The organism is Vibrio sp. WZ-1 (assembly GCF_052037695.1).
GTDB lineage: Bacteria > Pseudomonadota > Gammaproteobacteria > Enterobacterales > Vibrionaceae > Vibrio.
Genome location: NZ_JBQEQR010000049.1, coordinates 40,096 through 51,752 on the forward strand (window position 1 = coordinate 40,096; position 11,657 = coordinate 51,752).

Annotated in this window: 13 protein-coding genes; 5 read left to right on the forward strand and 8 right to left on the reverse strand. The window is 43.6% G+C overall.

Annotated features, from left to right (window positions below; all coding sequences use genetic code 11):
* Nucleotides 1-13: 13 nt before the first annotated feature.
* Nucleotides 14-1,861 (reverse strand): acyltransferase family protein, encoded by a 1,848-nt coding sequence (locus ACTS60_RS03095; protein WP_440887086.1) that lies wholly within the window; start codon nt 1,859-1,861, stop codon nt 14-16.
* Between the two features lie 253 nt (nt 1,862-2,114).
* Here ACTS60_RS03095 and ACTS60_RS03100 point away from each other — a divergent pair, with 253 nt between their 5' ends.
* The 3 genes from ACTS60_RS03100 to ACTS60_RS03110 all read left to right on the forward strand — a co-directional run bounded on the left by ACTS60_RS03100 (nt 2,115) and on the right by ACTS60_RS03110 (nt 3,680).
* A complete protein-coding gene (locus ACTS60_RS03100; protein ID WP_005535903.1) occupies nt 2,115-2,390 on the forward strand; it encodes a nitrogenase-stabilizing/protective protein NifW in 276 nt (91 codons plus the stop codon).
* A 332-nt stretch (nt 2,391-2,722) separates the two neighbouring features.
* On the forward strand, nt 2,723-3,124 hold the full coding sequence (locus ACTS60_RS03105) for a PaaI family thioesterase (protein ID WP_440887087.1): 402 nt from the start codon (nt 2,723-2,725) through the stop codon (nt 3,122-3,124).
* An 85-nt stretch (nt 3,125-3,209) separates the two neighbouring features.
* Nucleotides 3,210-3,680 carry a GNAT family N-acetyltransferase gene (locus ACTS60_RS03110; protein ID WP_440887088.1) on the forward strand — a complete coding sequence of 157 codons (471 nt, stop codon included), beginning with the start codon at nt 3,210-3,212 and terminating at the stop codon, nt 3,678-3,680.
* Nucleotides 3,681-3,719: 39 nt separating this feature from the next.
* Here ACTS60_RS03110 and ACTS60_RS03115 read toward each other — a convergent pair whose 3' ends face one another.
* Nucleotides 3,720-4,157 (reverse strand): DUF417 family protein, encoded by a 438-nt coding sequence (locus tag ACTS60_RS03115; RefSeq protein ID WP_440887089.1) that lies wholly within the window; start codon nt 4,155-4,157, stop codon nt 3,720-3,722.
* 662 nt (nt 4,158-4,819) lie between these two features.
* Between ACTS60_RS03115 and ACTS60_RS03120 the strand changes: the two genes are divergently transcribed.
* A complete protein-coding gene (locus ACTS60_RS03120) occupies nt 4,820-5,380 on the forward strand; it encodes a fasciclin domain-containing protein (protein ID WP_440887090.1) in 561 nt (186 codons plus the stop codon).
* A 92-nt stretch (nt 5,381-5,472) separates the two neighbouring features.
* On the opposite strand, the gene ACTS60_RS03125 is transcribed toward ACTS60_RS03120, so the two are convergent.
* Nucleotides 5,473-6,951, reverse strand: a complete 1,479-nt coding sequence (locus tag ACTS60_RS03125; RefSeq protein WP_440887091.1) for an AGE family epimerase/isomerase — start codon at nt 6,949-6,951, stop codon at nt 5,473-5,475.
* A gap of 74 nt (nt 6,952-7,025) precedes the next feature.
* On the reverse strand, nt 7,026-7,598 hold the full coding sequence (locus ACTS60_RS03130) for a sugar O-acetyltransferase (RefSeq protein WP_440887092.1): 573 nt from the start codon (nt 7,596-7,598) through the stop codon (nt 7,026-7,028).
* A gap of 326 nt (nt 7,599-7,924) precedes the next feature.
* Between ACTS60_RS03130 and ACTS60_RS03135 the strand changes: the two genes are divergently transcribed.
* Nucleotides 7,925-9,055 (forward strand): AI-2E family transporter, encoded by a 1,131-nt coding sequence (locus ACTS60_RS03135; RefSeq protein ID WP_440887093.1) that lies wholly within the window; start codon nt 7,925-7,927, stop codon nt 9,053-9,055.
* A gap of 64 nt (nt 9,056-9,119) precedes the next feature.
* On the opposite strand, the gene ACTS60_RS03140 is transcribed toward ACTS60_RS03135, so the two are convergent.
* The 4 genes from ACTS60_RS03140 to ACTS60_RS03155 are packed head-to-tail and all read right to left on the reverse strand — an operon-like array spanning nt 9,120 to nt 11,596.
* On the reverse strand, nt 9,120-9,449 hold the full coding sequence (locus tag ACTS60_RS03140; protein WP_440887094.1) for a c-type cytochrome: 330 nt from the start codon (nt 9,447-9,449) through the stop codon (nt 9,120-9,122).
* A 2-nt stretch (nt 9,450-9,451) separates the two neighbouring features.
* Nucleotides 9,452-9,928, reverse strand: a complete 477-nt coding sequence (locus tag ACTS60_RS03145) for a TlpA family protein disulfide reductase (RefSeq protein ID WP_440887095.1) — start codon at nt 9,926-9,928, stop codon at nt 9,452-9,454.
* Nucleotides 9,921-10,490, reverse strand: coding sequence for an SCO family protein (locus tag ACTS60_RS03150; RefSeq protein WP_440887096.1), 570 nt, complete (start codon nt 10,488-10,490; stop codon nt 9,921-9,923). The genes ACTS60_RS03145 and ACTS60_RS03150 overlap by 8 nt, the downstream gene beginning before the upstream one ends.
* A gap of 11 nt (nt 10,491-10,501) precedes the next feature.
* Nucleotides 10,502-11,596, reverse strand: a complete 1,095-nt coding sequence (locus ACTS60_RS03155) for a YncE family protein (RefSeq protein WP_440887097.1) — start codon at nt 11,594-11,596, stop codon at nt 10,502-10,504.
* Nucleotides 11,597-11,657: the final 61 nt, after the last annotated feature.

The window sequence follows — 11,657 nt, forward strand, 5'->3', positions numbered from 1 at the left end:
TTTTGTCATTGGGTTAATGCTGAGCAGTCAGCAGTTGATTGTCACTCAACTCCTTCTGATAGCTACTCAATACAATTTCTGCGCCTTTGTAGGATAGGTGGTTCGCATCGGTGTACATGGCGTTGTTATCGCCTACTTTCATTGCACATTTGCCTTGCTGACAGATGTAATTGGTAAGGTCGACAAACTCCACATGTTCAAATTGTTCAAAATAGTGAGCCAACGTAGCCACGCGATGTGGGTGTGATTGCCTTGGCGTGAAGTCACATTCATTGCCAGTGTTGTCTCCAAACAGTCGCGCTTTCCACAAACATTCACCAATGGCATGCGGTGCGGAAGGTGTTGGACCAAAGACCAGAACTTCTCGATCTTCTAACTCGTTCAAAAGGCGAGTGAGCGAAGCTTGGTAGTCTTGTTTGGATAGCTCTTTATTGAAGTTAGAAGAAATCACCACACGACGGATAGAAGGGGTATTCAAAATGGTTTCTATTGCATCAGTGAAGAAATTGCTGCAAGACAAATGGTTTGCACCTGAAACCTTATCGACATAGCCAACCGCGCAAGAGTCTTGCGTAAGTTGAACAACCCCTGTTGGTGTGTCATTCGCGAGTTGCTGAACAAAGACCATGCTGTGGCTGTTACCCAATACAGCGACAGTAGGCTGGGAAGATGAGGAGCAGGTGTCATTGATGCCGGTATTACCGTTACATGCGATGCCGTAGCCGTTGTTCACGCGCATGGCTTCGAAAAACGCGCTACGGTCGGGAAAGCCTCCGTTTTTATGGCCGACGACACCAAAAGCAAGCAGTGGCAGGGTAACTAATACAAGTGAGGCAGTAAGTGTGCTCATGCCGATTTTCTTGCGGCTACGGAAAGGCTTTTCAACAAAGCGCCAAGTTAGGTAAGAAAAAGCAAATAGAGCCACTAGATAAAACGCGAGACTGAACTCTTGTCCGGCAGTGAGTACGTATCGATAAAAGACCAGTAACGGAATATGCCATAGATAGAGGCTGTAGCTAATTAAACCGACAAAAACCACAGATTTGAGGCTTAGAGCTTTACCCAGCGTGTTGTCTTTGGATGAGAACAAGATGATAAGCGCGGTACCAATCACAGGGATTAACAGCATGAGCCCGGCGCCATCTTTTGATTTATCGAACAACAAGGCGGAGGCAAGCACCAGTGTTAAACCAATCATGGCAAGTGTGTTGTTGGGCTTGATGACGGTTTTACGCATCACTAGGGCAATCAGAGAGCCTGCCGCCAACTCCCAAGCCCGGGAGAAAATCATGTAAAAGGCGAAATCAGGATCACCACTGGCGTACCAAATAGTCATCAAACTTAGTGCAAATACTGCGATGAAGAAGGTGAGATAAGACATGAGCTTGCCATGTGCCAGCAACATAAGCAAAAGAGGGATCACAATGTAATATTGCTCTTCGACACCTAAGCTCCAAGTATGAAAGAGTGGGTTGGCTTGCTCTTCCAGCCCAAAATAATTGTGGCCTTTGAGGTACAGCAACACATTAGAAGCGGACAGAATGGAAGACACAGAAAACTCGCCCACCTCTTTGTGTGCGTGGGGAAGGAACAACCACCAAGAGAGCAGGTAACATACTGCAATAACCAGCAGTAGTAAGGGCAAGATCCTACGAATACGGCGCTCGTAGAAGTCAGCAAGGCTGAATTGGTTCTTGTCTAAGTCGTTTATCACAATTGTGGTAATTAAATAGCCACTGATCACGAAGAACACGTCTACGCCGATAAAGCCACCAGCAAACGCTTGTATGTTCGCGTGGAAAAAAATCACCAATAGGACCGCAATCGCTCTTAATCCATCAATCTCTGCTCTGTATGTCATCGCTTTTCTCCCTAGTCAACGACATATCTAACGCAAAATGCGCACCAAAATTTGGTCTTTGAAAATCAGAGTCTTAGTAGCGGTTATAAGGATGAGAGCAGTTTTGCAGGGTGACTTCTTATATTGATTTTCATTTTGAAAACAGCAAGCTTGCAGTTTCTAGCAAAATGACGTGCTACGGATGTAAATCAAAGATCAGTCGAACGGAAGTTCTTATACTCCAAGCTAAGTAAATAAACTCAGAAACGAGGCTATGAGCCAAAACGACATTCAAACCAAAATCGCCAGCTTTACCTGTATCGAAGAAGCTCTGGACTATTTCGATATTGGTTTTGATAGCCGCTTTATTGATAAACACAGAGTGGAGTTAGTGAAGCGCTTCAATGGCTATTTGATTCTGACTAAGCCAGAAGATTGGTTTGCGGCTCGTCGCGCTTTAAAGAACGCATACTGCAAGGTGCAGCGCAGTTTACTGGATAAAACCACACGCTCGGCTTGCCGTGGTTGCACGTCTTGTCAGCGTCGCTAAGTTGAATAGAAAGTAAAAAACCGCAGCAGTGCGGTTTTTTATTGTTGGCACGTCAATGATAGGTAATACCATTTCCATCAATTATCTGCTCATTCTTGCTGGTTAAAATCACTTATAACGGTGTTAAAGATTTTGTAGGTAGAGTAACTAGCTAGCTGCAATCTTTGCCTTGTTCTAAGTGATTTTACCGGCGCAATTTTTTGAACATCTAATTAACGAAATTGGTATAAGTCACCCACTGCGCAAAACAAGAAGACAAGTGCAAACATAGATTACCTGAGTCCGAATCTGTTGTTATTGGCATATGCTAATAACCTTTTAAGGACGATCTTATGCGTGAAACGTTTCCTTCTCACCAATGTTGTGCGGTGTGCTCTAAAGAGAACCCTTACTCATTGGGTGTTGAATATCAAACTCAAGATAAAAGTAGTGTAGTTGCATCATTTATAGTCAACGAACACCACCAAGGTTACAGTGGACTATTGCATGGCGGTATTGCGACATGCTTGGTTGATGGTGCCATGACTCATTGTTTGCTAGCAAATGGAGTGAAGGCGTTGACGGCTCAGTTAGAAATGCGCTTTCATTCGCCGATTAAGGTAGGTGAAGAGATAAACATTACCGCTAGGGTTGTAAAAGAAACAAGAGGTATTTTTCAGATGGCTTCGAGCCTAGAGGTTGGAGGTGAAGTCAGAGTATCAGCAACGGCTAAATTCGTTCGCCCCAAATCTTAGATGACGGTTAATATCAAATTTCTGGCCGAAAGCGTGAGCGATATAGTTGAGATTGTGGCAACGTAAAAGTAGCAAAGGAGGCAGAATGTTAGAAATTAGACGCTTTGAAAGTGGTGATGAAGAAACATTAAGAACGCTTCTCTACAATACGGTCAGAAAAATATGTATAAACGATTATACGGATGCACAGGTAAGCGCTTGGGCACCAAACATCTATGTGGCTGAAGACTGGGACAAGAAAATAGCATCATTGAATCCATTTATAGCAATACTTGATGGACAAGTGGTTGGGTACGCTGATTTACAACCCGATGGGTATGTCGATCACTTCTTTTGTCACTGGCAGCATCAAGGGAAGGGGGTTGGCAATGCACTGATGCAGCAGTTAATCGCAGAGGGTGCCCGAAACTTTAACAATCGCTTATACGCCAATGTCAGCTTAACCGCAAAACCATTTTTCGAACGTCACGGATTCATTGTGATTAAGCAGCAATCAGTAGATATCAGAGGGCAAACGCTAACGAATTTTTTAATGGAAAAGGAACTGAATAAATAGAGGAAATACCATAACTCCTCTATTTATCACGTGATAATATTATCTATTCTTTTCAATTACACTGATTGAGGTTGCTAGAAATAATATATCTTTTACTAAAAAGAAGTTTGTTATTAGAATTCCGTCAGACACTTTCCAAGTATTTGGCGTTGTGATTAGAAAACTAAGTGTGGATAGAAATATCACGGTAGCAAAAATACCAGAAAAGAAGCCGACCTTTCGATTTTTTAAGCCTACCACCAATCCAATAGCAACAACGATTTCCACTGCGCCAATAAGATTTGATACGGCTTGCACAGATATGACCGAGTACAGCCACCCCATAGCAGGGTGATTCTCTACTAAGGGTTTTATGAGCTCTGCTTCAGTAGGAGTAAACTTGTATATACCGATCCAAGTTAATACAAGTGCCACACCAAGAACCCCAAGACTATAGCCAATATTTCGTTCGCTAACAGCAGTCATATTTTTTTGCATAAATTCACTCCATTATTAAGTTACATGGAGAAGACCTTGTTGTAGTAAATAAAATTTCAAACAGTAATTAAGATATTATTCTTCAAGGAACACTGTTTCCACTTGTATGCAGAAACAAAAAATTTGAGTGGTGAGCACTGTGGGATTTATAAAACTAGCCATTTGCACTTAAGCCGCTTCTTCGTGAAGAAGGAGGGCATGTTAAGCGTGTATAGAAAACTGCGCTGTCTGGCTTGAACGATATAATATAGAAAGATGTCTTCAGTGGCAGCCACCGTTCAATGTAAAATCAGCATGAGGCATGCATATACCTCTCCTAATAGTTTGATATCTCAAAGGTATTTGATAGTTTATAAGTGTTTTTTTAATTTGAGAGTGTTAGCAATGAATTCCAAACAATGTGAAGCTTGGGAGAAGAGTAGGCGACAAGGCATGCTTCCTTGGGTATTGAAAAGTAGAGTATCTAAGGATAAACACTGAGCCGAATCACTTTCTTAACTTATCTTCGGAGCTCATTGATTTAGTTGAAGCGATAATTAATAGCGATAGTGTTATGGCAAAAAAGTGCTATCTATTTTTGGAGTAAAACTGATCTCAGTTCTTTAGTTTCCCGTAAGTCTCGACTGATAACGTTTAAATCGCACGCCAAAGGGAGACTGACCATGAACACTTTAAAACGAACATTCACTAATCTCATCACCGCTTTAACTATTTTTGCTTTAAGTGCTGCAACAGTATTCGCTGCAAAACCTAAGTGGGCTGACGAAATCGATGCCAGCATCGTTGAGTTCGCCGTTGGAGCATCTGGTGAACCATTTGACTTTGATGACAACGGTGGGGACTTTGACATTTTGGTTGCCGCACTCATCGCCACGGGTACTGTCGCGATCTTTGACGGTACCGAATACACAGTTTTCGCTCCAACAGACCAAGCATTCTATGATCTTACTGGCACCGACAATGACGCTGATGCGTTTAATGCTGTCGTAAACCTTCTTGACGTAGAAGGCGTGACCGCAGTGCTTGCCTATCACGTTACCGCTGATATCCGAAACTCTCGCTCGGTGATTCGAGCGAAAAAGATAAACATGCTCGACGGAAATAGCATTAGCTTCGAGAGTGGATTGATATTCGCAAATGAATCTGAAGCAGGTTTGTTAGACACTGACAACAGGCTCAGTGATGGTATGGTTCACATCATCGACACCGTACTACTTCCCTAGAGAACATACTAACTATCTTCAAAATTTTAAACGCATTAGGCGACCAGAGGGTCGCCTTTTTTGTGGATGGATAATTGATATATAGGGACTAGTTAGGGAGTAATTCCTGTGAACGTTACCGCTTGACGCTTACCGTCGTCCACTAAATCAACCTGTTTCACTTGGCCCTTGAAATAGTATGGGGTGAAGCTTGGCATTGGTTTCTGTTCACTCGCATAGTATAAGGTGATCGGTTGATGGTTTAAGGCACCAGACGTTAGTGTACCGATCAACGCGTGTTCAAACTGATGATAGCCATTGCCCCAATGGAACGCTTTGGTCGATTTCGGGTCAAGACCAATACCACCATATTGATGATCGACCCATGCGTCCATAAATGTGCGCGTGGTATATGGTAGTACGTTCCCAACCTTGCTATCTAGGATCGCAAGTGTCATTGCGGATTGGTCTAGCTCGGCCCATTCCCAGGACGAGCTACCGTTAGAATATGGCCGACTTTGCCATGCTGGAATCGCTTTGTTCGCCCATTCGTTTTGTAGTTCTGCGGAGAAATAGTCGCTGACGGTGTCAAATGGGAACTGATATTCGGCACGTTCCAGAGTGGTTTTCATTCCTTCTCTAGCAAACTGCTGCCAATCAGAGTTTTTCACCTGTTTGCCAACGAGATAAGTCATCCAATATGCCTTGATCGTATGACCAAAGTCGTTGTGCTTGGCATTGGGTTGCATTACCGCTTTATGATGAATAGCTCCATAAAAGCGTTGATCTTTGTCTGAGTGATAGTGCTCAACTAAGGTGCTGGTTAACCACTTAAGATCATTTAGCCATTGTGTTTTATAAGGCTCAGGAAGCAGAGGCGCGACCAAAAGCATATAACCATTAATTTGGTCCAATTGTGCTACCAACTCGTGCTGCTTTGCGCTCTGTTCATCGCCATCCTCCAAAACCCAAGCTAGGCCAACATCATCGTTTACTTTGTAATTATCGAAGATAAATTTTTGCTGTTCGATAAGCACTTTCTCTACGTTTGGATCTCGTGTCAGGTAGTAATACATCGCTAGCCCAACGAGGGCATAAGCTTGGTCTTGTGAGGTACGTTGCGTCCACTTTAATCCTGCTTTTTGATTTTGCGTGAACGAGACAAAGCCGCCATGCTCTTTGTCCTGCAATTCGTTGATAAGGTAATAAGCCCCTTGTTTCGCAAGCTCAAGAGCCTGCGCATTACCAGTCAGATGATAAAGCACACCATAAGCGTAGGTTTGCCGTGATTTCATACGGGTGTATTCGCGACCAAAGTGCGGGGTAATCCAGCCTCGATCCAGCTCAGGACATACATTAGCCGTATCCAACACCTGACCATCATTACAACGAAAAGTAGGGAAGTTACCAATGGGAGCACCAAAGGCATTTTCGTTCATCCAGTAAGGTGCTAAGCCTTCTGTGGCATGCTTTAACCACGCTTGAGTGGATGGGAAGCTAGTTGTCGTATTACTCTCATCGGGAGTAGCAAAGGACAACGAGCTAGTGGCGAGAGATATTGCTAATATTAGTGACTTTGTCGAGAAAGGCATAAAGCAAGTCCATGAAACAAAAGAACTAGTATATCGTATGCTTACCTATACAAACCGTTGAATCACTCCGGTTTTTAATTAGACGCGGTGATAACCTTATCAGCCGCATGTTTGATAGATCGAGCTGGATTTCCAGCGACACGGTCTCCTGCAGCAACATCTTTAGTCACGACTGAACCTGCGCCAATTATCGCTTCTTCTCCGATGGTCACTCCCGGCATGACAATCGCGCCGCCGCCAATCCATACTTTGTCTTTGATGGTTACGGGTTTTGCAACTTCATCGCCTGCTAAGCGGCGCTCTGTATCTAAGGCGTGCGCCGCCGTATAGATTTGAACTCTTGGTCCAATCATTACATTAGAGCCAATAACAACGCGTCCATTATCTAAAATGATGGCATCCCAATTGATATAACTATTCGACCCAATTGAAAGGTGGCAGCCGTAGGTCAATTGCAAAGGAGCTTGAATACACGAGCCTTCTCCCAAACTAACACCCATCTCGGTCAGTATGGCTTTTCGATTGGCTGAATCTGGTTCGTGATTAAATTTGAATATGAGTGTTGCAGTGCGATCACGCATGGTCTGAAGTTCTTCGTCGAGACAGTTGTAAACGTCGCCTGAGCGCATGAGATTGAGTGCCAACATTTGATATACCCTTACAGCTTAATAGTGCATTAAACCAATATAAGGCGAGGAAGAAATAAGTAAAAGCCGGATAGCGGAAAGCTAGTTTGCCGTCACTTATTATGGCTGCACATAAGAGAGATGGGTCGACAATATGATACTAAACCGTTGAATGTGCGGGGTGATGTACTAGGTTTTATATGAGTGATTGCTACATGGAATCCCAGCCTTAAGGGCAACCTTGTTTCGACAAAGTGGCGGTAAATGCTGTGTTGGGAATGATTCACACGCTATTCGTCGCTGGTTTACAGCGATGAGAATATGATGCGAAACCAAAGGGATGAACAGTGAATAATTCAAATGAAAACCTAGAAAAGGTATTAGCAAAGGCATTTACTACGTCTTTGATACGATTCTCTATTACGACGCTGATCGTCATTGTGTGTTGGTGGGCATTTTTACCTTTCCTACCTATTTTGTTGTGGGCACTGGTATTGGCGATAGCCCTCTATCCGGTCAAACTTGTGATAGAAAAAAAGTTGGGTATAAGCTCTGCACGCTCGGCAACACTGATAGCGATCATCGGTGTACTTCTTCTTGGCACACCAACTGCGATGGTCGGTAATTCATTTGCGTCCAAAACGCTTGGGACATTTGAATCTTATCGAGACGGCACCTTAGTTGTCACTAAGCCATCTGATAGCGTTAAAGAATGGCCTTTAATTGGCAACAAAGTTCACGCCGTTTGGTATGAAGCTGCGGATGATCTGCCAACTTTCATTGAAAAACGCCAACCTCAAATAAAAGGTGTGCTGAGTTGGTTTATCGATAGAGCTACTGGTGCAGCTAAGAGTGCATTTATGCTCATTGGTGCCATCATTATTGCTGGTATCATGCTTGCTTGGGCTCAACCTGCTGCAAAGTCAATACGCAAGATCTTCATCAGTTTTACAGATGAAATCAGAGGGCCTGATTTACATGAGCTGACAACTGCCACCATCCGACAAGTTGCGGTAGGCATCATTGGTATTGCGTTCTTAACGGCGGTGATCTTTGGAGGAGTGGTTGCATTATCTGGTGTACCAGCGGCGGCGTTGTTTACTCTCATTGCCTTGGTATTTGCTATAGTTCAACTTCCGGTCACCATTATCGCGCTTGTTGCTGTTGGGTTATTGTGGTCGGGTGATACTGGCACGGTACACAATGTTATTTTTACTGTGTTGCTTCTTGCCGCGAGTTTGGTTGATAACTTCTTAAAACCGTTGATTCTTGGCCGTGGTCTTGAAGTGCCGATGCCAATCGTACTGATTGGTGCTGTTGGCGGCATGATGTCCGGCGGCATCCTAGGCATGTTTATCGGTGCAGCTTTCTTAGCAGCAGGTTACCAAGTGTTTATGAAGTGGGTAGATACAGAGACCCAGGGCGTTACAGAAGTTATCGAGAATTCAGAAGTACAAGGGGATCCCCCCCAAGATTAAGCGCTCTTAAAAAAGAGAAAGACGGCCGTGTTACAGGCCGTCTTTTTTATTGGGTGGCCTGTAATTAGTGATTTTCAACAGCACTCAGGTACTTAGCCATAAGGCGAATCTCTTCATCGGAGTAGTGTTCCATCGCTACCTCCATGGTCATGAATAATCCGTTTTTACGTTTTTTCATCTTGTAATCTTTCATCTGATTGAAGAGGTAAAGTTCATTTTGCCCACCGATTTTCGGGTACATAGGCATCACGGGCTCATTTCCGGTTTCACCATGGCACGTAGCACAGCCACCTTTCCCTGGGGCGATATAAAGCGCTTTGCCTTTATCAATTCCAGTGCTGGCAAAAGCTGAGAAGCTGGTGGAGGCAATAAGTAAAATAAGCATACGTTTCATGATTACAGCTCCTCACTTAAACACGTTAGCCAGTCTTGAATCACTCCGGGTGAGTGCTTGATATACCCAGAATAACGAAACTTAATTTCACCATTAATTACCACCAATGTGGCTGGCAATCCTTGAAAGCCAAGCGCGTGAATTGATCCCATGTCCGGTTCAATGGTTTTAGGTAGGTGCTGAATGCCCAATTTAGAAAATCGTTCTTTGATGGTTGAAAGATTGTCCCCAATATGAACGGTTTCAACACGAAAATTTTCGTTATTCGCTATGCTGTCGAGCGCTGGCAACTCCTTCAGGCAAGGAGGGCACCATACTGCCCAAAGGTTGACCAAACTAACTCGACTTTTGAGTTCCGTGAGATTGTAAGATGCGTTATGCGTGATAAAGCCTTCCGGCGTCTTGCATTCGCCCGCAGAAGCCGATGATATTGAGCCTAACGCAATGCTAAACAGTATGATGATAGGCATTCTATTCATGAATATACCTTTCCAAACTTTGACCAATCTTTTTACCCCCTTCGCCATAGCCAAATACATCAATAAGCTCTCGATCTGGCCCGTAAAGGTAGATGTAGGCAGAGTGGTAAACTTCATATTGTTTTGGGAGAGGGGGATAAATGGGCTTGCCTTCAAGAGAATAGCCATAGGTTGCCTTCATATTCTTTGCAACTGATTTGATCTGCTCTTGAGTTCCCGTTAATCCAATCATCTTTGGGTCAAAGTACTTTACATACATGTCCAAGTTTTCGATGGTATCGCGGTTAGGATCAACAGAGATGAATATTGGCGTAATTTTATTTGCCCCTTCTTTTAGAGAATTAACCGCAGTCGCTAAATCAATAACCGTAGTAGGGCAAATATCTGGGCAGCTTGTATAGCCAATCCCTATCAAGAGAAACTGGCCTTGCCAATTTTTCTCGGTCACAGTCCCTAGGGTATTCTCTCGCAGTTCAAACTTTAAAGGTTTCGCAACGGCGCTAAAACTCAGAAAGCATGCCGCTAAAAAAGCGTAGATAGTATAGGAAGTTTGTCGTTTCATTGTACGTTCCTTTAGTGACATACGGTGTTTGTAATGCCCATTGCTAGCAGGTGGGGCTTGGACAACTTAGTGTCGATCTCTTTCAATACCTTATTGGTGCGGATGTCGTAAACGAAGAGTTTTGAGGATCCTTCCTGTGTAGCAAATAGCGTTTTTGAGTCTGAAACTACAACCACTTCTCTAAGGTGATTTTTAAGTGATACAGATTGGACAGGCGCATCGGAGCCTAGCTCGAAAATGTCCAATGCGTCCTTTGACTCGATAATGCCCATCGTTTCAATCCATCCGGTACGAATCGATTTTGGAGCGCCGGTGAGTTTAAATTCTTTAACCACGGCACCTCCCCAAGACTCGACGACTCGAGCTTGGCCGTTCTCACTTGCTAAAACAATGTATTCAGAATCCGAACTAACATATGGTCGCCAAGGCTGCGAGTCGAATTGAAAGGTGTTGAATTCCATTTCCATCGATAAATCCCATACAACAACGGCGTTATCTTTATACTGCGACGTAAGCGCCAAACGAGCATCTGGTGAGAGAGTCAACTCAGAAACGTTGCCTTCTCCTACATTGATATAGCGTCTCTGACCGTCATGGTTTCGATATACAAGAGTTTTACCAGTATTGCTCTCTGACACATATAAATTGTACCCACCGTTATCAAAGTTCATGCTAAATGGAGAGCTAACACCTGTAATCGTCGCCACATATTCACGTTTTAAAGGCTTGATGATATCAATACGATCTTTCATCGCGACGGCAAGCTGTGCTTCATCGGCATGAAATGCAATTTCAGTTGGTATGGCCTCCATTTCAATTGACCAGTGTTTCTTCTTAACCAGGTCATACACATAAACCACTGGTGTTTTACCATCGATGTAAACCAAAACATCTTGAACATCAGAGACTTCAATTTGCGTTGGTTTTGTTTTTAACCCAATTTGGTCGGTATAGGAGAAACTAAAAGTATCAATGACCGCCACATTATTAGATGCATCATCAGAAATAAAAGCCCATCGAGCGCCATCGTCGTAGCGGCCGGGAATATCGGCGTGTACTGAAAAAGCGAGCAATGAGGTGAGTAGGGGAAGGATAAGTTTGTTCATAGCAACCTCGCGTGACAAGAGAGCATTTGAATAAGCGTTATTCAAAATATGAAGGTTTGAA

Excerpts from the sequence above, each read along its gene's own strand:
- ACTS60_RS03095 (WP_440887086.1), bottom strand. The coding sequence starts at position 1,861 with ATGACATACAGAGCAGAGATTGATGGATTAAGAGCGATTGCGGTCCTA.
- ACTS60_RS03100 (WP_005535903.1), top strand. The coding sequence starts at position 2,115 with ATGAGCCAAAACGACATTCAAACCAAAATCGCCAGCTTTACCTGTATC.
- ACTS60_RS03105 (WP_440887087.1), top strand. The coding sequence starts at position 2,723 with ATGCGTGAAACGTTTCCTTCTCACCAATGTTGTGCGGTGTGCTCTAAA.
- ACTS60_RS03110 (WP_440887088.1), top strand. The coding sequence starts at position 3,210 with ATGTTAGAAATTAGACGCTTTGAAAGTGGTGATGAAGAAACATTAAGA.
- ACTS60_RS03115 (WP_440887089.1), bottom strand. The coding sequence starts at position 4,157 with ATGCAAAAAAATATGACTGCTGTTAGCGAACGAAATATTGGCTATAGT.
- ACTS60_RS03120 (WP_440887090.1), top strand. The coding sequence starts at position 4,820 with ATGAACACTTTAAAACGAACATTCACTAATCTCATCACCGCTTTAACT.
- ACTS60_RS03125 (WP_440887091.1), bottom strand. The coding sequence starts at position 6,951 with ATGCCTTTCTCGACAAAGTCACTAATATTAGCAATATCTCTCGCCACT.
- ACTS60_RS03130 (WP_440887092.1), bottom strand. The coding sequence starts at position 7,598 with ATGTTGGCACTCAATCTCATGCGCTCAGGCGACGTTTACAACTGTCTC.
- ACTS60_RS03140 (WP_440887094.1), bottom strand. The coding sequence starts at position 9,449 with ATGAAACGTATGCTTATTTTACTTATTGCCTCCACCAGCTTCTCAGCT.
- ACTS60_RS03145 (WP_440887095.1), bottom strand. The coding sequence starts at position 9,928 with ATGAATAGAATGCCTATCATCATACTGTTTAGCATTGCGTTAGGCTCA.
- ACTS60_RS03150 (WP_440887096.1), bottom strand. The coding sequence starts at position 10,490 with ATGAAACGACAAACTTCCTATACTATCTACGCTTTTTTAGCGGCATGC.
- ACTS60_RS03155 (WP_440887097.1), bottom strand. The coding sequence starts at position 11,596 with ATGAACAAACTTATCCTTCCCCTACTCACCTCATTGCTCGCTTTTTCA.